This window comes from Pseudomonas sp. Marseille-Q5115, from assembly GCF_916618905.1.
In the GTDB taxonomy this organism is placed as follows: Bacteria; Pseudomonadota; Gammaproteobacteria; order Pseudomonadales; family Pseudomonadaceae; genus Aquipseudomonas; species Aquipseudomonas japonica_A.
On record NZ_CAKAKI010000001.1, the window covers coordinates 3,588,372 to 3,613,270 of the forward strand.

Below are 24,899 nucleotides of genomic sequence, written 5' to 3' on the forward strand. Positions count from 1 at the left end.
AGCGGAAAAACGCTCGCCAGCCGGTGGGTTGACTGGATCGCCCGGCAACGATGGGTTACAACGGTGCTCAAACAACAGCCACGGTTTTACGCCATACCTTTGGCGACGCGTGTTCGCCGACCCCTGCAGGGCCCCGCCCAGGAATGATTTCATGAAGAAGCTGTATCTGCTTGGCCTGGCCGTTGCCTTGGCCTGCCCTCCGATCCTTGCCGCCAGCACCAACACGGATAGCGCGACCAAGGACGCATTCATTATCGACCTGATCAAGCGCATGACACTGGACGAAAAGATCGGCCAGTTGCGCCTGATCAGCATCGGCCCGGAAATGACCCACGAGCAGATCCGCAAGGAGATCGCCGCGGGGCGCATCGGTGGCACCTTCAATTCGGTGACCCGCCCTGAAAACCGCCCCATGCAGGACGCGGCCATGAACAGCCGGCTGAAGATCCCGATGTTCTTCGCCTACGACGTGATCCACGGGCAGCGCACCATTTTCCCCATTAGCCTGGGCCTGGCTTCCAGCTGGGACATGGACGCCATAGGCGTGAGCGCGCGCACCTCGGCGCGCGAAGCGGCGGCGGATAGCCTGGACATGACCTTCGGGCCGATGGTGGACATTTCCCGCGACCCCCGCTGGGGCCGCAGCAGCGAAGGCTTTGGCGAGGATACCTACCTGGTGTCGCGCATCGCCAAGGTGATGGTAGAGGGTTACCAGGGCAAGGACGTCAGCGCGCCGGACAGCATCATGGCGGCGGTGAAGCACTTCGCCCTGTACGGCGGTGTGGAAGGTGGGCGCGACTACAACACCGTGGACATGAGCCCCACCCGCATGTACCAGGATTACCTGCCACCCTACCGCGCCGCGCTGGATGCGGGAGCAGGCGGGGTAATGGTCGCGCTCAACTCCATCAATGGCGTACCGGCCACGTCCAATACCTGGCTGATGCAAGACCTGCTGCGCAAGGACTGGGGCTTCAAAGGCCTGACGGTGAGCGACCACGGCGCGATCATCGAACTGGTCAAGCATGGCGTGGCGCGGGATGGCCGCGAGGCCGCGAAGCTGGCGATCCGCGCGGGCATCGACCTGAGCATGAACGACATGGTGTACGGCCAGGAACTGCCCGGCCTGGTGAAAACCGGCGAGGTGCCGGAAGCCGAGATTGATAATGCAGTGCGCGAAGTGCTCTCGGCCAAGTACGACATGGGCTTGTTCGCCGACCCGTACCGCCGCCTAGGCAAGGCAGAAGACGACCCGGCCGATACCAACGCCGAAAGCCGCCTGCACCGCGAAGAAGCCCGTTCGGTGGCCCGCCGTTCCATGGTGCTGCTCAAAAATGCCCGCGACACGCTGCCGCTGAAGAAGGCCGGTGCCATCGCCGTGGTCGGCCCGCTGGCCGATGCGCCGATCGACATGATGGGTAGCTGGTCGGCCGCGGGGCAGCCGAAGCAGTCCATTACCCTGCTGCAAGGGATTCGTGATGCCGTGGGCAACCAGGCGCAGGTGATGTATGCCAAGGGCGCCAACGTCACCAACGACCGCAACAGCCTGGCGTTCCTCAACCGCATCATCTTCGACCGTACCGAAGTGGACGTGGACCCACGCTCGGCTCAAACCATGATCGACGAAGCCCTCAAGGCCGCCGCCAGCGCGGACGTGATCGTGGCGGCGGTGGGCGAATCCCGCGGCATGTCCCACGAATCCGCCAGCCGTACTACGCTGGAAATACCAGCACCCCAACGGGCCCTGCTCACCGCGCTGCGCGCAACCGGCAAGCCGCTGGTGCTGGTATTGATGAATGGCCGGCCACTGTCCCTGGTGCAGGAAACCCAGCAAGCCGACGCCATGCTCGAAACCTGGTTCAGCGGCACCGAAGGCGGCCATGCCATCGCCGACGTACTGTTCGGCGACTACAACCCGTCGGGCAAGCTGCCGGTAACCTTCCCGCGCTCGGTGGGCCAGGTGCCGATGTACTACAGCCACCTGACCATTGGCCGGCCGTTCATTCCCGGCAAGGCAGGCAACTACACTTCGCAGTATTTCGATGAAGACACCAGCCCGCTGTTCCCCTTCGGCTACGGCCTGAGCTACACCACCTTCGATGTGTCTGAGGTTCACCTTTCCGCCAACCGTCTCAAGCGTGGTGAAACCCTCAAGGCCAGCGTGACCGTGCGCAACACCGGCAAGCGCGACGGCGAAACGGTGGTGCAGCTGTACCTCCACGACGTTGTGGCCTCCATGGCACGGCCGATCAAGGAGCTGAAGAACTTCGAGAAGGTGTTCCTCAAGGCGGGCGAGCGCAAAGAGGTTACCTTCGAGCTCAGCGAAGACGACCTGAAGTTCTACAACACCCAGCTTCAGTACGCCGCCGAGCCAGGCGACTTCGATGTGCAGATCGGCCTGGATTCGCAGGACGTGAAGCAGGCGCGGTTCGAGTTGTTCTAAGGCCGGATCTAACTGTGCCGCTACGGAGGCGCCAGGCAATCCGTAGCAGCCGGCCTTGGCCGCGACCCGTGTTCGGCGGGCTGTTCGCCCAACCCGGAGGCCGCAATCAGCTCCCGGGTATAGGGGTGTTCCGGCGCGGCGAAGATCCGCCGCGCCGGGCCCTGCTCTACCACCCTGCCTTCCCGGATCACGATCAGGTCATGGGCCAAGGCACGTACCACCGCCAAGTCATGGCTGATGAACAGGTACGTCAGCCCGTGGCGTAACTGCAACGACCTCAGTAGCTCCACGATCTGCTTCTGCACCGTGCGGTCCAGGGCGGAGGTGGGCTCGTCGAGCAGGATCAGGCTGGGCTCTAGCACCAATGCCCTGGCAATCGCGATGCGCTGGCGCTGGCCCCCGGAAAACTCATGGGGGTAGCGATGGCGAGTGTCAGGGTCCAGCCCCACTTCACCCAGCACCCGGATTACCGCGGCCTCCTGCTCGACGGGGGTGCCGATGCCATGGGTAAGCAGGCCTTCGGCGATAATCTGTTCCACCGACATGCGTGGGCTGAGGCTACCGAACGGGTCCTGGAATACCACCTGCATCTGCCGCCTGAATCGGCGCATGGCGGCAGGGTTTTGCAGCGTGAGCTGAACGTTGCCGAAGCGCACGCTGCCCTCACATTCCACCAGTTGCAGGATCGCCTGGCCAAGCGTGGACTTGCCCGAACCGGACTCGCCCACAATGCCCAGGGTTTTGCCCTTGAGCAGGGAAAAGCTCACACCGTCCACCGCCTTGATGTATGAGCGCTCCCGGCTGAACAAAGGCTTTGGCAATGGGAACCATACCCGTAGCTCGTCGACGGTGAGCAGGTAGTGGTCGAACAGCACCGGCACCGGTCGGCCATCGGGCTCGGCCTCGATCAGCATGCGGCTGTAAGGGTGCCTGGGCTGAGCGAACAGATCGTCGGTAGCGGCCTGTTCCACGATCTCCCCACCGCGCATCACGCACACCCGCTGGGCAACCCGCCGTACCAGGTTCAAGTCGTGGCTGATCAACAGCAAGGACATGCCCAGGCGCGCCTGCAGATCGCGCAGCAGTTCGAGAATGCGCTGTTGCACAGTCACGTCCAGGGCGGTGGTGGGCTCATCGGCAATCAACAGGTCCGGCTCGTTGGCCAGGGCCATGGCAATCATCACCCGCTGCCGTTGGCCACCGGACAGCTGATGCGGGTATGCCTTCAAGCGCTTGGCGGGATCGCGGATACCCACCAGTTCAAGCAGCTCAAGGACCCTGTTTCGCGCCGCGGTGCCACCCAGCCCCTTATGTACGGCCAGCACTTCACCAATCTGCTTTTCCACCGTATGCAGCGGGTTGAGGGACGTCATCGGCTCCTGGAAGATCATCGCGATACGGTTGCCGCGCAATTCGCGCAAGCGCCCCTCGCTCGCCCCCACCAGGTCCTCGCCGTTGAAATGAATACAGCCCTGGGTACGCACCTTCGCCGCGGGCAGCAGCCGCAGGATCGAGTGGGCCATCACCGACTTGCCCGAGCCGGATTCGCCCACCAATGCCAGGCACTCCCCCCGGCGGATGTCGAGGCTTACCCCGTGTACCACCTCGCGCTCCCCGAACGCGACGTGCAGGTCCCGGATTTCGATCAGGTTGTCGTGCATGTCAGCTCCTTGGGTCGAACGCGTCGCGGCAGGCTTCGCCGATGAACACCAGCAGGGACAAAATCAGCGCCAATACGCAAAACGCTGTAAGGCCCAGCCAAGGCGCCTGCAGGTTCTGCTTGGCTTCGCCTACCAACTCCCCCAGCGACGCCGTGCCCGCAGGCATGCCGAAGCCGAGAAAATCCAGCGCGGTGAGGGTAGAAATGGCGCCAGTCACAATAAACGGCAGGTACGTCAAGGTGCTGGTCATGGCGTTAGGCAGGATGTGCCGGCGCATCAGCGCGCCATCGGTCAAACCCAGCGCCCGGGCGGCTTTCACGTATTCCAGGTTGCGCCCCCGCAGGAACTCGGCGCGTACCACATCCACCAGGCCGAGCCAGGAGAACAACGCCATGATCCCCAGCAGCCACCAGAAACTGGGGACCACGAACCCGGACAGGATGATCAACAGGTACAACACCGGCAGGCCTGCCCAGATTTCCTGTAGGCGCTGCCCGACCAGATCCACCACCCCGCCGTAGTACCCCTGGATGGCACCGGCGAATATGCCGATCACCGTACTGATGAGGGTGAGGAGCAAGGCGAACAGGATGGATACGCGCGCCCCGTACAGCGCGCGGGCCAGCACATCCCGCGCCTGGTCGTCGGTGCCCAGCCAGTTCTGTGCGCTGGGAGGGCTGGGCGAAGGCGCGGTGAGGTCCCAGTTCACCGATTCGGGCCCGAACGGGATGGGCGGAAACAGCATCCAGCCGTGTTTGCTGGCGATCAGTTGGCGCACGTACTGGCTGGTGTAATCCGGCTCGAAAGGCAGTTCGCCGCCAAAATCGGCCTCTTTGTAGGTATGAAGAATGGGCATGTACCACTGCCCCTCGTAGCTCACCAGCAGCGGCCTGTCGTTAGCCAGCAACTCCGCGCACAGGCACAGCAGCAACAGGCCCAGGAACAGCCAAAGCGACCACCAGCCCCGGCGGTTGGCCTTGAACGCCTGAAGGCGGCGTTTACCCAAGGGAGAAAGCGAGAACATCAGGCGGCCCTCCGGGCAAAGTCGATACGGGGGTCTACCAGCGTGTAGCAAAGGTCGCCCACCAGCTTGATCAGCAGCCCGAACAGGGTGAACAGGAACAGCGTGCCGAACACCACGGGGTAGTCCCGGGACACGGCGGCGTCGTAGCTCATGCGCCCTAGGCCGTCGAGGTTGAACAGCGTTTCGATCAGCAGCGAGCCCGCAAAAAACACGTCGATCAACGCCTGCGGGATGCCTGCCAGCACCAGCAACATGGCATTGCGAAACACGTGCCCATAGAGCGTGCGCCGTTCAGTAAGCCCCTTGGCCCTGGCGGTGGTCACGTATTGCCGGCTGATTTCGTTGAGGAAGCTGTTCTTGGTCATGATGGTGAGCGTGGCGAAACCACCGATCACCAATGCCCCTACCGGCAGTACCAAGTGCCAGAGGTAATCCAGCACCTTGCCGGTGAAGGGCAATTGATCGAAGCCCTCGGACACCAGCCCTTGCACGGGAAACCAGCTCAGGTAACTGCCGCCGGCGAACACCACGATCAACAGGATGGCGAACAGAAACGCCGGCATGGCATAGCCGATGATGATCGCCGTGCTTGTCCATACGTCGAACCGGCTGCCGTGATGCACCGCCTTGCGAATGCCCAGCGGGATCGACACCAGGTAGGTGATCAATGTGGCCCATAAGCCCAGCGATATCGTGGTGGGGAGCTTTTGCGCGATCAGTTCGGTCACCGGCGCGCCACGAAAGAAGCTGTTGCCGAAATCCAGGCGGGCGTAATGCTCGATCATCAGCCACAGGCGCTCGTGCATAGGCTTGTCGAAACCATAGTGCCGTTTGATTTCTTCGATCAGGGCGGGGTCCAGGCCCTGGCTGGAGCGGCTGCCCCCTCCCCCGGCCATTTCGCCACCACCGCCGCCCACGCCTTGCTTGCTGACGCCCTGCAGGCGAGCGATGGCTTGATCCACCGGCCCGCCGGGCGCGGCCTGAACGATCACAAAGTTCACGACCAGGATGCACAGCAGCGTAGGAATGATGAGCAACAGGCGACGCAAGATGTACTGCGGCATGTCAGTGCCCCTCCGAGTTGTGCGCCAGGGCGCTCATTTGCAGGGTGCTCAGCGGGGTAGCGCTCACTTGCCACCACGTGTCCAGGCCCACGTCGTAGGCAGGCGGCGTGGCAGGCATGCCGAACCGGTTGAGGTACGCCACCGGAGTGCCTTCGCTGTAGTAGTTCTGGATGGCGTAATAGCCCCACTGCAGCACCCGATCGAGGGCGCGGGCGTGATGCACCATGTCGCTGCGGCTGGTGGCGCTGACCAGGCCGTCGATCAGCGCATCCACGGCGGGGTCCTTCAGCACCATGAAATTGGAGCTTCCGGGTTGGGTTGCGCTGGCCGAGCCGTAGAGGTTGTAGAGCTCGCGACCGGGAGAAATGATCGGGTCGCCGCTGCGCGGGAAAGTCACCACGATCATGTCGTAGTTACGGGCATTCATCAGGTTGTTGTACTGCGCACCGTCGATGCGGCGCATTTCCAGCCCGATGCCGATCTGCGCCAAGGTGCGCTTCATGGGCAGCACCAGCCGGTCGAAGCCGCCCTGCCCGTCCAGGAAGGTGAATTTCAATTGTTCGCCCTGGGCGTTCACCAGGCGATTGTGATCCGGGTGCCAGCCCGCCTCGGCGAGCAATTTGAGCGCTTGCAGCTGTTTGTCGCGGATGTACCCGCTGCCATCGGTGGCAGGCGACTGGTACACCTGGGTGAACACCTCGTCCGGGATCTTCCCCCGCAGTGGTTCAAGGATCGCCAGCTCCTGGGCATCGGGCAATTGTGTGGCCGCCATTTCACTTTTGGGGAAGTAGCTGCTCTGGCGCCGGTAGAAGCCGCGCATCATGTGCTGGTTTGCCCAGTCGAAATCCCACAGTAGTGTCAGCGCTTCGCGCACCCGCCTGTCCTGGAAGATCGGCCGTTGCAGGTTGAACACAAAGCCTTGGGCCGCCACCGGCCGGGGCTTGGCCAGGATAGCCCGTTGCAGGCGTCCGTCTGCGAGTGCGGGGCTTTCATAGCCCACCACGTAGCCACTGGAAGAAAACTCGCGGTTGTAATCGAACGCCTGGGCTTGCAGCAGTTGGCGCGCGACTTCGGTGTCCGCGTAAAAATTCACCGTCAGGGTGTCGAAGTTGTACATCCCGCGGCTCACGGGCAGGTCTTTGGCCCACCAATCCTTGACCCGCTCGAAGGTAATGCTGCGGCCGGGATCTACCCGGCTGATGCGATAGGGGCCGCTACCCAGCGGTGGTGTGAAGCCGCCACCGCCGGCAAAATCGTGGTCTTTCCAGTAGTGTTCCGGCAAAACTCGCATGGTTGCCAGGTCCAGCGGCAAGGTGCGGTTGAGGTTGCTTTTGAAGTTGAAGCGCACCTGCCGCGGGCCCTCCACAAACACATCGGCCACATCACCATAGAGCAGGCGGTAGCTAAGGCTGGCCTTGGTTATCAGCTGATTGAAGGTGTAGGCCACGTCCTGGGCGGTAATGGGCGTGCCGTCATGGAACCGCGCACGCGGGTCCAGGTAGAAACGCACCCACATACCCGCAGGATCCTGCTCCATCTTTTCGGCAACCAACCCATACACCGTGTAAGGCTCGTCCAGGGAGCGGTAGGCCAAGGGCGAATACAGCCAGGTGTCCACCTGGCTGACTGCGGTGCCCTGGTCGTTGGTGGGCATGATGTAATTGAATTGAGCGATCTCCTCGGAGGAGCGGCTCAGCGAGCCGCCTTTGGGGGCCTGTGGGTTCACGTAGTCGAAGTGTTGAAAACCGGGCGGGTATTTAGGCGGCTCGCCATACACCGTCATGGCTGTCACGGGCATCGCCTGGGCGCCCGACACGTGCAGGTACAGCGCGGCTGCCAACAACAGCCACCGCGGCAAAACAAAGTGCAGTTGCATAACCGGACGTCCTCGAGCGCACACACATAGCGCCTGAAAAAAACCCTGGCCGCCTGGCCAGGGATGCCGAACACAGGCAATCGAGCGGGCCGGAGCGCAGCCCGCCGAGGGTGCTTCAGAAGTGGTAGGTCGCGCGGGCGAACAGCGTGCGGCCCAGCGGGTCGGTGTAGCGTGGGTCGTAGCCGCTCTGGAACGTGTAGTTCTGGTTGGAGAACGGCGGGTCGCGGTCGAGGATGTTCTTCACCCCCACGTCCACGTCCAGGGTTTTGGCGAAGGTGTAGCCTGCGGCCAGGTCCCAGAGCATGTACGAGGCCACATGGTCATTGGTGGTGCGGTCGTAGTCGTTGTAGCCCGAGGTGTAGCGGTTGGTGATCGAAGCGCGCGCCGGCCCGTAGGTCCAGGAGCCGGTGATGTTGTGTTTCCAGCGGGCCGCCACACCGTAGCCCTGGAAGTCGCCCACCCGGTCGATGTAGGCGCCATCGATCGTTTGCTGGTAGTCGTAGCGGCTGACGTAGGTGCCTTGCAGGTCAACGCCAAACTGGCCGAACGGGGTGGCCGGGAAGCGGTAATTCAGGCTCACATCCACACCGCTGGTTTTCACGTTACCCAGGTTGGCCAGGCCGGTGATGATGTGGTCGATAGAGCCATCCGCCGCCCGTACGATGCGATCGCCGTACAGTTCGGGATGCGCGAACACTTCGGACTCGGGAAACTCTTCGATCTGCCCGGCGATCTTGATCCACCAGAAGTCCAGGCCCATCGAGAGATTGCGCACCGGTTGATACACGAAGCCTGCGGTGACGTTACGGGCAGTTTCCGGTTTAAGGTCCTGGTTGCCCCCCGTGTTGTTGAGGAACTGCTGATTGCAGTCGCGGCCGCCGTTACCGCCAGGCTGCAGCGTACCGCCCGTACACAGGCGAGGGTCGTTGTAGTTGCCTTGGCTGAAGGTGGTGTAGGTAGGGTTGTTCAGCTCATACAGCGACGGCGCGCGAAAGCCCTCGCTGTAGGCGCCGCGCATCACCAGCTCCTTGAAGGGCTGGAAGCGGAACGAGTACTTCGGGTTGGTGGTGCTGCCAAAGTCGCTGTACTTGTCGTGCCGTACCGCTGCGGACAATTCCAGGCTGTCGAACACCGGTACGTTGATTTCGGCATATTCGGCGCTGATGCTGCGATCGCCCGACACCGAGCTGTTCGGGTCTACGCCAAGGCTGGAAAGGTCGCCCGCGAAGTCTTCCACCGTTTCGTGGAATTTCTCCTTGCGGTATTCACCGCCCAGCGCCAGCCCGACAGGGCCCGCGCCGAACCAGTCGCCGATTTCCCGGGTGAGCTTGCCGTCCATGGATGACACGCGCCCCGTGGAAACTGCATAGGTCCCGTGGTAGGTATTAGCGTCGATGTACGCCTGCCCGGCGTCGCTTTGAGGGCCGAAGGGGTTGAGCAGCCCGCTGTCCAGGCCGGCAATCATGGCCGAGTCGCTGACGTAGCCGTTGGTGACCTTGTTGTACACCTGGTTCTGGTTGTAACCAGCGCCCACGTTATAGTCCCAACCCGCCACCGTGCCGTCGAAGGTCAACTGGAAGCGCTGGCTGGTGTTCTGATCCTTCGATTCGCGGTCCCCGGCTGCGGTCTCGCGCCAGTTCACATCCACCGGCTGGGTGGGGTCCAGGGCGAAGTCCGTTGGCGCTGGTGTGATGCCGTTGCCCGGGTAATACGGCGAACCGGGGGACAAGCTGAGGCCGGTCAAGGGCGCGGGCGCCACGCTGGTGCTGTTGTTATTGCGAGACCAGAAGTAATCCAGGCTCACGTTATGGTCGTCTGCCAGTTTGCCTGTGGCCTTGCCAAAGAAAGACGTGGCCTCGGTCTGCGGCAGCAGGTCGATGGAATTGCGCGTGCTGTAGCGGCACACGCCGTCGCTGGCGATCTGGTTGGCGCCACTGCACGCTGGTGCCAGCGGGTTGGTGGCATTGCCGTTCTGGCTGTAGTTGCCGGGGAAAGAGGTACCGGAGGTGTTGTCCAGGCCGCGGCCGGGCACGTAGTCCTTGTCGAAGCCCCGGTCATTGGCATCCAGGTTCTGCTGCGTGCGGTAATTGAACACGCCCATCACGTTGAACCTGTCCTGCTCCAGGTCGCCGTAGCCCCAGCTGCCGCTGATGTCCTTGCTGCCGCCGCCGCCATCCTGGGTGGGGGTTTCGCCGCCGAGGGTGAGCGTGCCGTCGGTGAGGGATTTCTTGGTGATGAAGTTGATCACGCCGCCGATCGCGTCGGTGCCGTACAGGGCCGAGGCGCCGTCGCGCAGGATTTCTACCCGGTCGATGGCCGCGAACGGGATCATGTTGAGGTCGACCGCGCCACCTTGTGAGGTGGTGCCGGCCATGGCGTTGTTGGCCAGGCGGCGGCCATTGAGCAATACCAGGGTTTTGTTGGCGCCGATGCCGCGCATGTCAGCGAAGCTGGCCCCGCCGGTAGCAGTGCCCACGGAACCGGCGGCATTGTTGATGGAGTTGCTGCCGGTTACCCGCTGCATCAATTCGGCGGTGGTGGTCACGCCCTGCTTTTCCAGGTCGGCGGTACGCAGGATGGTGATCGGCACCGCGGTTTCGGCGTCCACCCGGCGAATGGCCGAGCCGGTTACTTCAACCTTTTGCAGCTGGGTGGTCACCGGCGCCGGCGCTATCACCGCTGCTTGCGCGCTGTTGGTTTCTTCGGTGCTGTCAGCGGCATAAACGCCGCCCATGCCCATGGCCATTACGTAAACCGGCACCATGCGATGCCGTTGCAGGGTGGTGACCAGAGGCTTGAGGGTAAACCCGGGAAAGCTCATCAACATGTTAACTTCCGATTGTTCTCAGACGTTGATTGAAATGGCCTTGTGAGCCCTGTTTGCTCCGGGTGGGTTTTGCCGGCCCGGAAATTTCCTTTCTTCAAACAAGCCGCTCCCCTGCAAGGCCCGGAAGGCTCGCACAGGGTTGCTGCTGGGTTACGGTTGCCCGAAGGCTTAACGCGTGGTCATCACCGAGATGCGGGTGATCCCGGAGCGCTCAATCGAAGCCATCGCTTTGGCCACCTGGCCGTAGTTCACGCTGGTGTCGGCCTGCAGTTGCACCCGTACCTCCGGGTCCTTGGCTTTTACGTCCTGCAGGCTCTTTTCCAGCAACTCGGGCGCAACCTCGGCTTTGGCGAGGAAGAACTTGCCGTCCTGATCCACGCTCACCACCACCGGGTCCTTCTTCTCGGCGGGCGCCACGGCGTCGGTCTTGGGCAGGTTCACCTTGATCGCGTTGGTCATCAGCGGCGCGGTAACGATGAACACCACCAGCAACACCAGCATCACGTCCACCAGCGGGGTAACGTTCATCTCGCTGAGTACTTCATCGCTGTCCTGGGTCGAGAAGGCCATGTCAGCTTGCCTCCCGCACGCCGTGGGCATGCTTGTGGGCGATGGGCTCGCGGGTTACGGCAAAGGCGCTGCGCTGGGCAAGGCTGTCGAAGTCATGGGCGAAGTCGTCCATGTCTGCCAGGGCAAGCTTCAAACGCCGAAGGAAGAAGTTGTAAATGAGCACCGCTGGCACGGCGACCGCGATCCCTACCCCGGTGGCGATCAGCGCATGGCCGATAGGGCCGGCGACGGTTTCCAGGCTGGCCGAGCCGCTGGCCCCGATGCTTTGCAGGGCTTCCATGATTCCCCAGACCGTTCCGAACAACCCAATGAACGGTGACGTGCTGCCGATACTGGCCAGCACGGCCTGGCCGGCTTCCAGCGCCCGGCGTTCCCGCTGGATCTGCTGTCGCAGGTTACGTTCGAGCCGGTCCTGCCGGTTGATCGTGTGAGCCAGTTGCTGAGCGGTGCGCGGGCTGTCATCCACCGCCATGGCCTCGAAGCCGCTGTTGGCGATGCGCGCCAGCGAGCCAGGGTACTGGCTGGAATGCTCTGCGGCGGTGAGCAGGTCGGGCGCCGTCCAGAACGCCTTGGTGAACTGACGGTTCTGCGACTTGAGGCGCAAGTATTGGGCGGACTTCACCAACAACAGCCCCCAGCTGAGCACGGAGAACAGGATCAAGGCCCAAAGCACGCCCGGGACAATCATTGCAGACAGTGATGCGTTCATGGCTTACCTCGTAACAGCTGAAATGTGTGAGTTATTGCGGCAATTTGAAGTCGATGGTCTGGGTGGCGAACCCGTCGATGGGCGTGTCCCCGCGCCTGGCTGGAATGAACTTCCAGTTGCGCACCGCAGCGACCGCTGCTTCGTCCAGTTGAGGCTTGCCACTGGAGCGGGTCACCTCCACCGTCCCGGCACGCCCGTTGGCCAGCACCTGAATGCGCAGCACCACGGTGCCCTCCCAATTGCGCCGTAGCGCCAACGAGGGGTACTCCGGCGGCGGATTGCCCAGGCTTGCCAGGCCAGACACCGCGGCGGTTTCCTTCACAGGCGCGGGCACTGGCGCGGCGGGAGCAGCGGGGGCCGGCGTGGGAGCCGGTGGCGCTGGCGGCGTGGCTGCGGCTGGCGCCGGGGTTGGCGCGGGCGGCGTCGGCGCTGCGGGCTTTTTCACCGGCTGCGGCTTGGGCACCGGCCTGGGCTTCTCCACCTTTTTTTCCACAGGCTTAGGTGGCGGCTTGAGGGCGTCCGGGTCCTCCTCTGGCGCTGGCGGCGGAGGGGCGGAGGTGGTGGAGGCGGTGGCGGCGGCTCGGGTGGCGGTGGCTCAGGTGTAGGCGGTGTGGGGCTGGTCAGCTCCACGGTCATTTCCGGCACCTGCGGCGCAACCTCGGGCAGTGGCGCTGGCTGATGCTGTATCAACCACCAGGCGCCCCCATGTACCAGCAGGGAAACGGCCAACAACAGCAGCACCTGGGGTTTCTTTAGAGTACCGGGCGTTGAAGTGTTAGCTCTGAACTGAACAGCGTCCCAGGCCGACGTTCGTTCTTTAGCCAACATAAAGTGTGGAGGCTTCTTTCTTACCGCGTCACTCATTAACGCTCCCTCTACTGGATGAAGGGCAAAAGGAATCCTTCCAAACATCCTTGAATGTTTGAATGTGCTTGGCACTTTTAATACGGCGACATGTACCCGCACTCCCGCAAAGATAGTTGCGAAAGTTTATTCAGTGCAGAGACAGCATCAGTTCGAACGTTTCACGGAATGCCTCCTTAAACAGCTTTGTACAGATAGCTATGGCTCCATTTACACCTTGTTACAGAGCAACCGCTGTGCCAGAAACCCTACCGTAGAGCCGCTCCAGTTCGATAGCTAAATTCATGTCGCATTTCTGTAACTTTCACTTTTCATGGGCGAAAATCTGCCCTTCCCTGGGCAGCGGGCTTTTAAAAAACATTTAGTAGGCTGCGCGGCGGCGTGACCAGCCAGTCAATAAACAACCGGGGCCGCACGCTCCACAACACTTTTAAAAAATGCACCAATCCTTAAAGGCGCGGGCGCAAATGGTGCGTCTCGTTTTTTATCTGACCATCCACTACTTCCTTGACCACAACAAAAGGAAGGGCACAGGCTCCCCATGCCGCCTGAATAGAAATGCATACGGTTTTATAAGCGAAATAAAGTACACGCCGGGCGGAATCGACTCTTCCAGCCTTATATGAACGCAGCGCGTTTTGTCGAAGGAGGCTTAGCGCCCCGGCGGTATTCCAGGTGGATAGTTGCGGTAGGGCGCGAGGGTGGCCGAGGGCCGAGTCAGCCCCGGCATGGGAAGCCAGGCGCAGGCAGGATGGGCATGGGAGGTGAGGCAGAGGAGCGAGAACGGCACGAACGATGAGCAGACTTCAAACATTGGCCAATTTCCATTTCCTGCAAAACGACCGCTTTTGACGGCATTCTGCACCGCGAATGAACAGGATGACTGTCCGTTGATGGCAAGTGGTGCACCGGCTGCACCTTCGGCCCCGGATTTCGGGATCCACAGCTTGCGCTTCGTTTACGGTAGGAAAATTTGTGCCAAAGTTGGCATGTTCGTACCAGATCGGATGCATTGAGTGGGAAGCCGGGTGCCAGAGATGGCAACTCGGCTTTAATATGCGGTCCAATAAGGCAGCTCACTTCGCCCTCCTTTATCAAGGTAAAGCCGATGCAAGACGATTTTCATTACTACGAACCCGCCAATGGCCACGGGCTGCCTCACGACCCGTTCAACGCCATCGTAGGGCCGCGCCCCATTGGCTGGGTGTCCTCGCGCAGCGCGAGCGGTGTGCTCAACCTCGCGCCGTACAGCTTTTTCAACGGCTTCAACTACATCCCGCCGATCATTGGCTTCAGCAGCGTCGGCCGCAAGGACAGCCTCAACAACATCGAGGCTACGGGCGAGTTCGCCTGGAACCTGGCAACCTTTGAACTGGCCGAGCCGATGAACCAGAGCTGCGCGGCCGTGGGGCCGGAAATAGACGAGTTCGCCCTTAGCGGGCTGACACCCGCGCCGTCCCGGGTGATCAGTGTGCCGCGCGTAGCGCAAGCGCCGGTATCCTTCGAATGCAAGCTCACCCAGATCGTGCAGTTGCAGCGTGCCAACGGGGAAACCGTGCCTAGCTGGCTGATCCTTGGGGAAGTGGTTGCCGTGCACATTCGCCGCGACCTGCTCAAGGACGGCGTGTACGACACTGCGGCCGCCCGGCCGATTTTGCGTGGTGGTGGGCCGGCGGATTACTTCGAGCTGGGCAACTTGTTCAAGATGCGCCGCCCTCAAGTGTAATCAACCAGCGCGACGCAGCTCGGCTTGCGCCGTGGGCTCGCCAGGCTGAATGTCGATCTGCTGAATGAGCCGCTGGTTCAGCAGGTCGGTGAACACCGCGGCGGCCGGGTTGCCAAGCCAGGTGGCGAAGGCGTGATGGTCCTCCCAGCACATACTCAAGTGCCATGTATGCAAGCTGCTCGGCTCGCGGCGTGCGGCAATGGACAAGCATCCGGCCAAAGGCCGGGTAGCTTCCACCAGCCGGGCCAGCTGCTCGCCTACAGCGCCGGAGCGGCCTGGCCAGGTACGGATAGCTGCGCGGTGGCTGATCAAAGGCTGTTGAGTCATGGTAAGGCTCCCTGAGTCCAGCCCAGCCAACGTGATGGCCGGGGGAATTGCTGACAGGGTCACCTTAGCCCCCACTGCGCAATGGTCGGTAGACCGATCCTGCGGGCAGATTGCCTGATCCTGCGAACCCGAACCTGACGCGCCCGCCTCACCACAAAACTGCCAACCGAGGCCGCTTGGGGTTCTGTGCAATCCAGTACGCGGCAAACAAGGTGGTATCCAACCTGCCAGCCGGCGCTGCGGCAGGATCAGGCAAGCAGCAGGCAGTATTGGCCTACCCTCATCATTTGCTTGTTTATAGGCTATACCCCGTAACTTACACGGAGCCCCCGCCATGCACGATTCCCAGCCCCGGCTTGCCGCCGATGCGGCACTGGAACGCCAGCGCGCTGAACTGGCCGATGTGATTCGCCGCCACACCAATGGCGAGGCCCTCTGCCAGACCGACGTGCCTGGCCTGGTGCTTGTACGCTATGAGCATTCCACCTCTTCGCTACCGGCGTTGGCTCAGCCTGCGCTCTGTGTGCTGGCCCATGGCAGCAAGGAAGTGACGCTGGGGGACGAGCGCTACATTTACGACCCTCTCAACTATATGGTGGTCTCGGTAGCGATGCCGATCAGCGGGCGCATCCTGGAAGCCGCGCCGGATAATCCCAGCCTGTCACTACGGCTGGATATCGACCCGGCTGAAATCACTGCCTTGATTGCCGATGCCGGCCCCTTGAGCGTTCCCGCCCGGCCCACCGGGCGCGGTTTGTACGTGGACCGGCTGTGCCCCGATCTGCTCGATGCCCTCCTCCGTCTGGTACGGTTGATGGACACGCCGCGAGACCTGGCGGTGCTGGCGCCCCTGATCCGGCGCGAGGTGTTGTATCGCCTGCTGCGTAGCCCTCAAGGCCACAGGCTGTATGAAATCGCCCAGGCCAACAGCCAGACCCACCGTGTAACGCAGGCCATCGAGTGGCTGAACGGCAACTTCAGCGAACCGCTGCGGATCGACGCGCTCGCTCGCCGGGCGAACCTGAGCGTGTCCACCCTTCATCATCGCTTCAAGGCGGTGACTTCGATGAGCCCGCTGCAATATCAGAAACAGCTGCGCCTTCAAGAGGCCCGCCGGCTGATGCTGATCGAAGGCATGGATGTGTCGGTGGCCAGCTACCGGGTGGGCTACGAAAGCCCCTCCCAGTTTAGCCGGGAATACAGCCGACTGTTCGGTGCGCCGCCAAGCCGGGACATGGCGCGGCTGAAAACCGCAACCTTGAGCAGTACCGGCTGAGCCACCGCTTGCGCTTGCACTCCCCGCACGCCGGCCTACGCTTGAATCATGGCAAGCAGTGGAGGAACGGCCATGAACACAAAAATAAAAACGGCTTTGGTTTACGGCACGGCGGGTGCGTTGGTGGTCACACTGTACGGCGCTTCCGTCTATCGCGTGGAACAACTGCGCACGGCTCAGCGAAGCCACACCGGGTGCAGCTACGCACTGTGCATTTCCCAGAACCCCTCGTTCAGCTCGCTCCGATGACGTTCGCGAGGGCTGGCGCAAGGTATCGGCTGTCACAAAGTTCATAGAAGCGCCGCATCGGCTTTAGTAGACTCCGGGGTCAGCCCAGGCCGGCCCGGCCGGGACGTGACTGCGAATCCGCCAGCCCGTGAACGACTCCAGCCCCTCCGCTCCCGCCTTGCGGGATGTCCTTATTGCGCTGATGAGCGCGATCTTTCTCGGCGCGCTCGATCAAACCATCGTTGCCGTCTCCATGCCTGCCATCTCTGCGCAGTTCTCCGATGTGGAGCTACTGGCCTGGGTAATCTCCGGCTATATGGTGGCCATGACCATCGCTACGCCGATCTACGGCAAGCTCGGTGACCTGTACGGCCGTCGGCGCATGATCCTGATCGGCATGGGGGTATTTACCGGAGCATCCGTGCTGTGCGGCCTTGCACAGAGCATGGAGCAGCTCGTATTCGCCCGCATTGTGCAGGGGTTGGGCGCCGGCGGCATGGTTTCGGTGAGCCAGGCGATCATTGGCGACGTGGTGCCACCGCGCGAGCGTGGCCGTTATCAAGGCTACTTCAGCAGCATGTATGCCGCGGCGAGCGTCGCGGGCCCGGTGGTGGGCGGGCTGATGACCGAGCATTTGTCGTGGCGCTGGGTGTTCTGGCTGAATCTGCCGCTGGGCCTGGGCGCCTGGCTGTTCATGCGCAAGACGCTGGCCGGCCTGCACACCCCGCAGCGCCAAGCCCGTATCGACTACCTTGGCACCGTGTTGATGATCGTGGGGCTGGGCAGCCTGTTGCTGGGCATCACCGAGGTGGGACAAGGTCTTGCATGGACCAGCACGCCGGTACTTTCCCTGCTGGCGACCGGTGCCCTGGCGGCGCTCATATTTATCTGGCACGAGCGGCGCTTTATCGAGCCCCTGCTGCCCATGCGGCTATTTGCCGACCGCTCGGCCGTGCTGTGCTGGTGTACGGTCTTTTTCACCAGTTTCCAGGCCATTTCTTTATCGACGCTGGCCCCGCTACGTTTCCAGGCAGTGACCGGGCAAGGCGCCGATACCGCTGCGCTATTCCTGTTGCCGCTGGCCATAGGCTTGCCGATCGGCGCGTTCTTCGGCGGGCGGCATACTGCTCGCAGCGGCCGTTTCAAGCCGGTGATCCTCACCGGTGCGGCGCTTATGCCGGTTAGCGTGCTGGGCATGGCCTACACGCCCGTGTCCACGCTGTGGTTGAGCTGCCTGTTCATGCTGCTGACAGGCATTGCGTCGGGGCTGCAGTTCCCAACGTCTCTGGTAGGGGCGCAGAATGCCGCAGCAGCGGGCGATATCGGAGTGAGCACCAGCACCACCAACCTCTTCCGCTCGCTGGGCGGCGCGGTGGGTATCGCCTTGATGTCTGCGCTTTTATTGGCTTTACTCGGCCCCGCGGGCGATAGCGCCACCAGCCCCCATGGCAATGTGTTGCTGGACAGCCTGGCCGCGGCCCATGCTCAGGCCGATGGCGGCCGCAATCAGGTAGCCGATGCCTTTACTTTGCTGTTCTGTATCAGCGCGGCGATAGCCTTGCTGGGCCTGGCGGCGGCGCTGGCGATGCCGAACCGCTTACTGCGCGGTCGCGGCTGATGGCCATTCGTCCTTTCGCAAGGCCGGGCTGAAGCGAAGCATGTCCAGCAGCGAGGCCACCAGCCGCGGCGCTTCTTCATCCAGGCGCTGGCTGTCGGGTAGCAGCAACCAGAGGCTGATATGGCCGTCAATGAAAGCATGAAGCGCCAGGGCGGCCCGGCGAGTGTCGAGTGTGGGCGGCAACTGTCCCCGGTTCACTGCGTTACGCAACGTGCACTCGATGCGCTCGTTGCATTCGGCAGTCACGGCCTGGCGCTGCTGACGCAGGTCGCACATCTCATTGGTGAACTCGCATTTGTGAAACAGGATTTCGTTGATGCGCCGGGTCTTGGGGTCGAGGGAAACGCCTTGAAAAAGTTTTACAAGCAGTGCCTGCATGCAGCCCAACGGGTCCGGCTCATCCACGCTCTCGCTGGCACGGGCCAGGTCTTCCAGTGGCTCGCTGAGGTTGTCCAGCAACGCCTGAAGCACGTCCGCCTTGTTGCTGAAGTGCCAGTAGATCGCTCCCCGGGTCACCCCTGCTCGGGCAGCGATATCGGCGAGCGTCGTATTGGCCACGCCGCGCTCATAAAAGGCGTGCTCGGCGGCTTCTACGATCTGCTTGCGGGTTTCCAGCGCTTCTTCTTTGGTACGGCGAACCATGGCAGTGACCTCATGGGGCGCTCCGCCAAAGGCGAAGCGGGCCAGCGCTTTTTATTATGGTGAGGCGCGGGCGGGTGATCGGTATGTGGCAATTTGTCGGGGTAACACCTATTTACAAACAGCCGCGAACGTAAGTATATTCGTTAGTAAGCTACTTATCTAGATGTTACAAATCCTTCGTTCCATTACTCTTGAGCGTCTTCCGCGTTCCGCCCCGAGGATCTTCATGCAATTCAAGCCAGCTGTTACCGCATTGGTATCCGCCGTCGCCCTGGCCACACTGCTCAGTGGCTGCGAGAAGCAACAAGCGGCACCGCCCGCTGCACAGGCTCCTCAGGTTGGCGTGGTCACCCTTCAGCCGCAGACCGTCACCCTTACCAACGAGCTTCCGGGCCGCACCAGTGCGTTCCGCATGGCTGAAGTTCGCCCGCAGGTGGATGGCATCATCCTCAAGCGCCTGTTCCAGGAAGGCGCGGATGTGAAGGTCGGCCAGCAGCTGTACCAGATCGACCCCTCGGTGTACGAAGCAACCCTGGCCAACGCCCAGGCTAGCGTGGAGCAATACCGCACCCTCACCAACCGCTACAAGCAGCTGATCGACGAGCAGGCCGTGAGCCGGCAGGAATACGACACGGCGCGCGCGCAACAGCTGCAAGCGGAAGCCACCCTCAAGAGCGCCCAGATCAACCTGCGCTATACCAAGGTGCTAGCGCCGATCTCCGGCCGCATCGGCCGCTCGGCCGTCACCGAAGGTGCATTGGTCACCAATGGTCAAACCACCGCCATGGCGACCATCCAGCAGCTGGACCCAATGTATGTGGACGTGACCCAGTCCACCGCAGACATGCTCAAGCTGCGCCGCGCGCTGGAAAACGGCCAGCTGCAGAAAGCCGGCAACAACTCGGCCAAGGTTCAGCTCAAGCTCGAGGACGGCACGCTCTACGGCCAGGAAGGCAAGCTGGAGTTCTCGGAAGTGTCGGTGGACGAAACCACAGGCTCCGTGACCCTGCGCGCGGTGTTCCCTAACCCCGAGCACACCCTGTTGCCGGGCATGTTCGTGCATGCCGAGCTGATGGCCGGGGTAGCCCAGGCCGCGATCCTGGCGCCGCAGCGCGGCGTGACCCGCGACCTCAAAGGCACCCCGACCGCACTGGTGGTGGGCGCCGACAACAAGGTCGAGCAACGCCAGCTGAAAACCAGCCGCACCGTGGGCGATGCCTGGCTGATCGAGGACGGCCTCAAGGCCGGCGATCGCCTCATCGTCGAAGGGCTGCAGTACGTCAAGCCAGGTGCTGAAGTGAAGGCGCATGAAGCGAAAGCGGATGCTCCCGCCAGCGCGCCGGCCGCCTCCGGTGGCCAGAAGGAGTAAACCATGTCGAAGTTCTTTATTGATCGGCCGATCTTCGCCTGGGTGATCGCGCTGGTGATCATGCTGGTGGGGGGGCTGTCGATCCTCAAACTGCCGATCAACCAGTACCCCGCCATCGCGCCGCCCGCCATCGCCATTGCCGTGAACTACCCGGGCGCCTCGGCGCAAACCGTGCAGGACACGGTGGTTCAGGTGATCGAGCAGCAGATGAACGGCATCGATAACCTGCGCTATATCTCGTCGGAGAGTAACTCCGACGGCAGCATGACCATCACGGTGACCTTCAACCAGGGCACCAACCCGGACATCGCCCAGGTACAGGTGCAGAACAAGCTGAACCTGGCCACGCCTTTGCTGCCGCAGGAAGTGCAACAGCAGGGCCTGCGCGTGACCAAGGCGGTGAAAAACTTCCTGCTGGTGATCGGCCTGGTGTCCAACGATGGCTCGATGACCAAGGACGACCTGGCCAACTACATCGTGTCCAACCTGCAAGACCCGATTTCCCGTACCTCGGGCGTGGGAGACTTCCAGGTGTTCGGCGCCCAGTACGCCATGCGTATCTGGCTGGACCCTGCCAAGCTGAACAACTTCCAGCTCACCCCGCTGGACGTGACTTCGGCGATCACCGCGCAAAACGTGCAGGTATCGTCCGGCCAGTTGGGCGGCTTACCCGCCCTGCCCGGCACTCAGCTGAACGCGACCATCATCGGCAAAACCCGCTTGCAGACCGCCGAGCAGTTCGGCGACATCCTGTTGAAGGTGAACACCGACGGTTCTCAGGTACGCCTGCGTGACGTCGCCACCATCGGACTGGGCGGCGAGAACTACAGCATCAACGCTCAGTTCAACGGCAAGCCGGCTTCGGGCATGGCGATCAAGCTGGCCACTGGCGCCAACGCGCTGGACACCGCCAAGGCAATCCGCGCCACGATCGACAACCTCAAGCCGTTCTTCCCGCAGGGCGTGGAAGCGGTGTTCCCGTACGACACCACCCCAGTGGTGACGGAGTCGATCTCTGGCGTGGTGCACACGCTGATCGAAGCCATCGTGCTGGTGTTCCTGGTGATGTACCTGTTCCTGCAGAATTTCCGCGCCACCATCATCACCACGATGACCGTGCCGGTGGTACTGCTGGGCACCTTCGGTATCCTCGCCGCCGCCGGTTTCACCATCAACACGCTGACCATGTTCGGGATGATCCTGGCCATCGGGCTGCTGGTGGACGACGCCATCGTGGTGGTGGAAAACGTGGAGCGGGTGATGGGCGAGGAGCACCTGTCGCCCAAGGAAGCTACCCGCAAATCCATGGGGCAGATCCAGGGCGCGCTGGTGGGTATCGCCTTGGTACTGTCCGCCGTATTGCTGCCCATGGCCTTCTTTGGCGGCTCTACGGGTGTGATCTATCGGCAGTTCTCCATCACCATCGTATCGGCAATGGCCCTGTCGGTGTTCGTGGCGCTGGTGTTCACCCCGGCCCTGTGCGCGACCATGCTCAAGCAGGCCGACGTTGAAACCCACGGCCAACCCAAGCGTGGGTTCTTCGGCTGGTTCAACCGCACCTTCGACCGCGGCGTGGTGCGTTACGAGCGCGGCGTGGGCAGCATGATCCGCCACCGCCTGCCAGCATTCCTGGTATACATCGTGATCGTGGCCGCCATGGCCTGGCTGTTCACTCGCATTCCCGCAGCCTTCCTGCCCGAGGAAGACCAGGGCGTGATCTTCACCCAGGTGCAGACCCCGCCCAACACCTCGGCCGAAAACACTCAGAAGGTGCTGGACCGCGCCCGCGAATACCTGCTCGATGCCGATAACGGCGAAGGCAAGGCGGTCAAATCCGTGTTCACCGTGAGCGGCTTCAACTTCGCCGGCCGTGGCCAAAGCTCCGGCCTGGCCTTCGTGATGCTCAAGCCGTGGGACGAACGTGACTCGAGCATGAGCGTATTCGAAGTGGCCAAGCGTGCCCAACAACACTTCTTCGGCTACAGCGACGCCATGACCTTCGCGGTAGTACCCCCATCGGTACTGGAACTGGGTAACGCCACCGGTTTCGACTTCTACCTGCAGGATCAGGGCGGGGTTGGCCACGCCAAGCTGATGGAAGCGCGTAACCAGTTCCTGGGCATGGCCGCGCAGAGCAAGATCCTGGCGGGCGTTCGCCCCAACGGGTTGAGCGATGAGCCACAGTACCAACTGACCATCGATGACGAACGCGCCCGCGCCTTGGGCCTGAGCCTGTCGGACATCAACAGCACCTTGTCCGTGGCACTGGGCGGCAGCTACGTCAACGACTTCATCGACCGTGGTCGGGTGAAGAAAGTGTACGTGCAAGGCGATGCCAGCGGCCGCATGCGCCCTGAAGACCTCGAGAAGTGGTACGTGCGCAATACGGCCGGGAAAATGGTGCCATTCTCCGCGTTCGCCACGGGTGAATGGAGCTACGGTTCTCCCAAGCTGTCCCGTTACAACGGCGTAGCGGCGGAAGAAATCCTCGGTACCCCGGCACCTGGCTACAGTACCGGCCAAGCCATGGACGAAGTGGAGCGGCTGGCCAAGCAGCTGCCAACAGGTATCGGCTACAGCTTCACCGGCCTGTCGTTCGAAGAGCGCTTGTCTGGCTCCCAGGCCCCTGCGCTTTACGCCTTGTCGGTACTGGTGGTGTTCCTCTGCCTGGCCGCGTTGTATGAAAGCTGGTCGATCCCGATCGCGGTCATTCTGGTGGTTCCGCTGGGTGTAATCGGTGCGCTTATTGCCACCAGCCTGCGTGGGCTGTCCAACGACGTGTTCTTCCAGGTGGGCCTGTTGGTCACCGTGGGCCTGGCGGCGAAGAACGCCATCCTGATCGTGGAGTTCGCCAAGGAATTGCACGAGCAAGGCAAGAGCCTGCTGGACGCAGCCGTAGAGGCGTGCCGGATGCGTTTGCGGCCGATCGTGATGACGTCCATGGCGTTCATCCTCGGCGTGGTGCCCCTGGCGATTTCCACCGGTGCCGGCTCGGGCAGCCAGCACGCCATCGGTACGGGCGTGATCGGCGGTATGATCACGGCCACTATCCTGGCGATCTTCTGGGTACCGATGTTCTTCGTTGCCGTATCGTCTGTATTCCATGGTCGCAAGAAACCAAGCGACCCTACACCTGATGAGGCTCGCCAATGAGCAAGTCACTGATGTCCCTGGCGATCGCCGCTGCGCTGATGAGCGGCTGTTCGCTGATCCCGGACTACCAGCAGCCGGCGGCCCCGGTTGCTGCGCAATACCCGCAGGGCCCGGCCTATGCGCCGGCCGACGCGGCCAAGGTTGCCGCGGCCGAGCAAGGCTGGCGCGAGTTCTTCCGCGACCCGGCCCTGCAACAGCTGATCGAGGCCTCGCTGCAGAACAACCGCGACCTTCGGGTCGCGGCGCTGAACGTCGACGCCTATGCCGCGCAGTTCCGTATTCAGCGGGCCGACCTGCTGCCTGCGGTGACCGCCGACGCCGCGGGTACCCGGCAGCGCAACCCGGCCGACCTGTCCACCACCGGCCGGGCTGGCATTTCCAGCAGCTACGCAGCCACGCTGGGCATCTCGGCCTATGAACTGGACCTGTTCGGGCGCATCCGCAGCCTCAGCCAGCAAGCTCTGGAAAGCTACTTCGCCACCGAGGAAGCGCGGCGCTCCACGCAAATCAGCCTGGTGGCGAGCGTGGCCAACGCCTACCTCACCTGGCAGGCCGACCAGGAGCTGTACCAGCTCACCCAGGACACCCTCAAGGCGTACGAAGAAAGCCTGCGGCTCACCAGCCGCAGCGCGGAAGTGGGTGTATCGTCGGCGCTGGACCTGAGCCAGGCGCGTACCGCCGTGGAAGGCGCCCGCGCCAACCTGGCGCAGTACCAGCGCCAGGTAGCCCAGGACCTGAACAACCTCACTGTACTGGTTGGCGGCCCGCTGCCGGCCGACCTGCCTGCGCCGCAGCGGTTGGATGAAGACCTGCTCAGCGAAGTGCCGGCTGGCCTGCCATCGGATCTGCTGACCCGCCGGCCGGATATCCTTCAGGCCGAGCACAACCTGCTGGCGGCAAACGCCAACATTGGCGCGGCGCGTGCGGCGTTCTTCCCCAGCATCAGCCTTACCGCCAGCGCCGGTACTGCCAGCGCCGACCTGGATGGGCTGTTCAAGGGAGGCTCCGGGCGTTGGATCTTCAGCCCTGCGATCAGCCTGCCGATCTTCAATGCCGGCGCGCTGGAAGCGAGCCTGGATTACTCCAAGATCCAGAAAGACATCAACGTCGCCAACTACGAGAAGGCGATCCAGACCGCGTTCCAGGAAGTGTCCGACGGACTGACGGCGCGCAAGACCTACACCGATCAGTTGCAGGCACAGCGCGACCTGGTGAAATCCAGCGAGGATTACTACCGGCTGGCCGACCGCCGTTACCGCATTGGCGTGGACAGCCACCTGACCTTGCTCGACGCACAGCGTTCGCTGTTCAGTGCCCAGCAGTCGCTGATCAGCGATCGCCTGTCGCAGCTCACCGCCGAAGTGAACCTGTACAAGGCACTGGGTGGCGGCTGGTATGAGCGTACCGGCCAGGCCAACAACGCCCCGCTTGAAACGCCGAAGGGTTAACCCTCTTCTGCCCCCGCGCCGCTAGCTGCCTTACAGTTAGCGGCGCCGCTTTGCCCACCCCTCTCGCCTCCTCT

Annotated in this window: 17 protein-coding genes and 1 pseudogene; 8 read left to right on the forward strand and 10 right to left on the reverse strand. The window is 62.6% G+C overall.

Annotation, left to right across the window (positions count from 1 at the left end; all coding sequences use genetic code 11):
* Positions 1 to 151 precede the first annotated feature (151 nt).
* Positions 152 to 2,443 carry a beta-glucosidase BglX gene (bglX, locus tag LG385_RS16435; RefSeq protein ID WP_225775138.1) on the forward strand — a complete coding sequence of 764 codons (2,292 nt, stop codon included), beginning with the start codon at positions 152 to 154 and terminating at the stop codon, positions 2,441 to 2,443.
* Positions 2,444 to 2,463: 20 nt separating this feature from the next.
* Here the strand turns inward: bglX and LG385_RS16440 are convergent, their stop codons facing one another.
* From LG385_RS16440 to LG385_RS25475, 8 genes and pseudogenes are all read right to left on the reverse strand, one after another.
* Positions 2,464 to 4,104 (reverse strand): ABC transporter ATP-binding protein, encoded by a 1,641-nt coding sequence (locus LG385_RS16440; RefSeq protein ID WP_225775139.1) that lies wholly within the window; start codon positions 4,102 to 4,104, stop codon positions 2,464 to 2,466.
* A gap of 1 nt (position 4,105) precedes the next feature.
* Positions 4,106 to 5,128 (reverse strand): ABC transporter permease, encoded by a 1,023-nt coding sequence (locus LG385_RS16445; RefSeq protein WP_225775140.1) that lies wholly within the window; start codon positions 5,126 to 5,128, stop codon positions 4,106 to 4,108.
* Positions 5,128 to 6,192, reverse strand: coding sequence for a microcin C ABC transporter permease YejB (locus LG385_RS16450; RefSeq protein ID WP_225775141.1), 1,065 nt, complete (start codon positions 6,190 to 6,192; stop codon positions 5,128 to 5,130). The genes LG385_RS16445 and LG385_RS16450 overlap by 1 nt, the downstream gene beginning before the upstream one ends.
* A 1-nt stretch (position 6,193) precedes the next feature.
* A complete protein-coding gene (locus LG385_RS16455) occupies positions 6,194 to 8,068 on the reverse strand; it encodes an extracellular solute-binding protein (protein WP_225775142.1) in 1,875 nt (624 codons plus the stop codon).
* Positions 8,069 to 8,183: 115 nt separating this feature from the next.
* The gene (locus tag LG385_RS16460) at positions 8,184 to 10,895 is read right to left on the reverse strand and encodes a TonB-dependent receptor (protein ID WP_225775143.1); all 2,712 of its coding nucleotides are present in this window, start codon (positions 10,893 to 10,895) and stop codon (positions 8,184 to 8,186) included.
* 168 nt (positions 10,896 to 11,063) lie between these two features.
* On the reverse strand, positions 11,064 to 11,465 hold the full coding sequence (locus LG385_RS16465) for an ExbD/TolR family protein (RefSeq protein ID WP_181118116.1): 402 nt from the start codon (positions 11,463 to 11,465) through the stop codon (positions 11,064 to 11,066).
* Between the two features lies 1 nt (position 11,466).
* Complete coding sequence (locus tag LG385_RS16470) at positions 11,467 to 12,174, reverse strand: MotA/TolQ/ExbB proton channel family protein (protein ID WP_181123172.1); 708 nt, start codon at positions 12,172 to 12,174, stop codon at positions 11,467 to 11,469.
* Between the two features lie 31 nt (positions 12,175 to 12,205).
* Positions 12,206 to 13,038, reverse strand: a pseudogene (locus LG385_RS25475) (energy transducer TonB).
* A gap of 1,108 nt (positions 13,039 to 14,146) precedes the next feature.
* Here LG385_RS25475 and LG385_RS16480 point away from each other — a divergent pair.
* Positions 14,147 to 14,764 (forward strand): flavin reductase family protein, encoded by a 618-nt coding sequence (locus LG385_RS16480; RefSeq protein ID WP_225775144.1) that lies wholly within the window; start codon positions 14,147 to 14,149, stop codon positions 14,762 to 14,764.
* Here the strand turns inward: LG385_RS16480 and LG385_RS16485 are convergent, their stop codons facing one another.
* Positions 14,765 to 15,091 carry a putative quinol monooxygenase gene (locus LG385_RS16485; protein WP_225775145.1) on the reverse strand — a complete coding sequence of 109 codons (327 nt, stop codon included), beginning with the start codon at positions 15,089 to 15,091 and terminating at the stop codon, positions 14,765 to 14,767.
* Positions 15,092 to 15,425: 334 nt separating this feature from the next.
* Here LG385_RS16485 and LG385_RS16490 point away from each other — a divergent pair, with 334 nt between their 5' ends.
* From LG385_RS16490 to LG385_RS16500, 3 genes are all read left to right on the forward strand, one after another.
* Positions 15,426 to 16,367, forward strand: a complete 942-nt coding sequence (locus LG385_RS16490) for an AraC family transcriptional regulator (protein ID WP_225775146.1) — start codon at positions 15,426 to 15,428, stop codon at positions 16,365 to 16,367.
* 72 nt (positions 16,368 to 16,439) lie between these two features.
* On the forward strand, positions 16,440 to 16,616 hold the full coding sequence (locus tag LG385_RS16495; RefSeq protein ID WP_181117182.1) for a hypothetical protein: 177 nt from the start codon (positions 16,440 to 16,442) through the stop codon (positions 16,614 to 16,616).
* A gap of 181 nt (positions 16,617 to 16,797) precedes the next feature.
* Positions 16,798 to 18,213 carry an MDR family MFS transporter gene (locus LG385_RS16500; protein ID WP_225776267.1) on the forward strand — a complete coding sequence of 472 codons (1,416 nt, stop codon included), beginning with the start codon at positions 16,798 to 16,800 and terminating at the stop codon, positions 18,211 to 18,213.
* On the opposite strand, the gene LG385_RS16505 is transcribed toward LG385_RS16500, so the two are convergent.
* On the reverse strand, positions 18,193 to 18,855 hold the full coding sequence (locus LG385_RS16505) for a TetR family transcriptional regulator (protein ID WP_225775147.1): 663 nt from the start codon (positions 18,853 to 18,855) through the stop codon (positions 18,193 to 18,195). The genes LG385_RS16500 and LG385_RS16505 overlap by 21 nt on opposite strands.
* 226 nt (positions 18,856 to 19,081) lie before the next feature.
* Between LG385_RS16505 and LG385_RS16510 the strand changes: the two genes are divergently transcribed.
* Genes LG385_RS16510 through adeC form a run of 3 tightly spaced genes read left to right on the forward strand, consistent with a single transcriptional unit; the run spans position 19,082 to position 24,825 of the window.
* Positions 19,082 to 20,224, forward strand: a complete 1,143-nt coding sequence (locus LG385_RS16510; protein WP_225775148.1) for an efflux RND transporter periplasmic adaptor subunit — start codon at positions 19,082 to 19,084, stop codon at positions 20,222 to 20,224.
* Between the two features lie 3 nt (positions 20,225 to 20,227).
* Complete coding sequence (locus LG385_RS16515; protein ID WP_225775149.1) at positions 20,228 to 23,377, forward strand: efflux RND transporter permease subunit; 3,150 nt, start codon at positions 20,228 to 20,230, stop codon at positions 23,375 to 23,377.
* Positions 23,374 to 24,825 (forward strand): AdeC/AdeK/OprM family multidrug efflux complex outer membrane factor, encoded by a 1,452-nt coding sequence (gene adeC, locus LG385_RS16520; protein WP_225775150.1) that lies wholly within the window; start codon positions 23,374 to 23,376, stop codon positions 24,823 to 24,825. Before LG385_RS16515 ends, adeC begins: the two co-directional genes overlap by 4 nt.
* Positions 24,826 to 24,899: the final 74 nt, after the last annotated feature.

Excerpts from the sequence above, each read along its gene's own strand:
- LG385_RS16515 (WP_225775149.1), top strand. The coding sequence starts at position 20,228 with ATGTCGAAGTTCTTTATTGATCGGCCGATCTTCGCCTGGGTGATCGCG.
- bglX (WP_225775138.1), top strand. The coding sequence starts at position 152 with ATGAAGAAGCTGTATCTGCTTGGCCTGGCCGTTGCCTTGGCCTGCCCT.
- LG385_RS16445 (WP_225775140.1), bottom strand. The coding sequence starts at position 5,128 with ATGTTCTCGCTTTCTCCCTTGGGTAAACGCCGCCTTCAGGCGTTCAAG.
- LG385_RS16470 (WP_181123172.1), bottom strand. The coding sequence starts at position 12,174 with ATGAACGCATCACTGTCTGCAATGATTGTCCCGGGCGTGCTTTGGGCC.
- LG385_RS16505 (WP_225775147.1), bottom strand. The coding sequence starts at position 18,855 with ATGGTTCGCCGTACCAAAGAAGAAGCGCTGGAAACCCGCAAGCAGATC.
- LG385_RS16500 (WP_225776267.1), top strand. The coding sequence starts at position 16,798 with ATGAGCGCGATCTTTCTCGGCGCGCTCGATCAAACCATCGTTGCCGTC.
- LG385_RS16440 (WP_225775139.1), bottom strand. The coding sequence starts at position 4,104 with ATGCACGACAACCTGATCGAAATCCGGGACCTGCACGTCGCGTTCGGG.
- LG385_RS16455 (WP_225775142.1), bottom strand. The coding sequence starts at position 8,068 with ATGCAACTGCACTTTGTTTTGCCGCGGTGGCTGTTGTTGGCAGCCGCG.
- LG385_RS16495 (WP_181117182.1), top strand. The coding sequence starts at position 16,440 with ATGAACACAAAAATAAAAACGGCTTTGGTTTACGGCACGGCGGGTGCG.
- LG385_RS16490 (WP_225775146.1), top strand. The coding sequence starts at position 15,426 with ATGCACGATTCCCAGCCCCGGCTTGCCGCCGATGCGGCACTGGAACGC.
- LG385_RS16450 (WP_225775141.1), bottom strand. The coding sequence starts at position 6,192 with ATGCCGCAGTACATCTTGCGTCGCCTGTTGCTCATCATTCCTACGCTG.
- adeC (WP_225775150.1), top strand. The coding sequence starts at position 23,374 with ATGAGCAAGTCACTGATGTCCCTGGCGATCGCCGCTGCGCTGATGAGC.
- LG385_RS16465 (WP_181118116.1), bottom strand. The coding sequence starts at position 11,465 with ATGGCCTTCTCGACCCAGGACAGCGATGAAGTACTCAGCGAGATGAAC.
- LG385_RS16480 (WP_225775144.1), top strand. The coding sequence starts at position 14,147 with ATGCAAGACGATTTTCATTACTACGAACCCGCCAATGGCCACGGGCTG.
- LG385_RS16510 (WP_225775148.1), top strand. The coding sequence starts at position 19,082 with ATGCAATTCAAGCCAGCTGTTACCGCATTGGTATCCGCCGTCGCCCTG.
- LG385_RS16460 (WP_225775143.1), bottom strand. The coding sequence starts at position 10,895 with ATGTTGATGAGCTTTCCCGGGTTTACCCTCAAGCCTCTGGTCACCACC.
- LG385_RS16485 (WP_225775145.1), bottom strand. The coding sequence starts at position 15,091 with ATGACTCAACAGCCTTTGATCAGCCACCGCGCAGCTATCCGTACCTGG.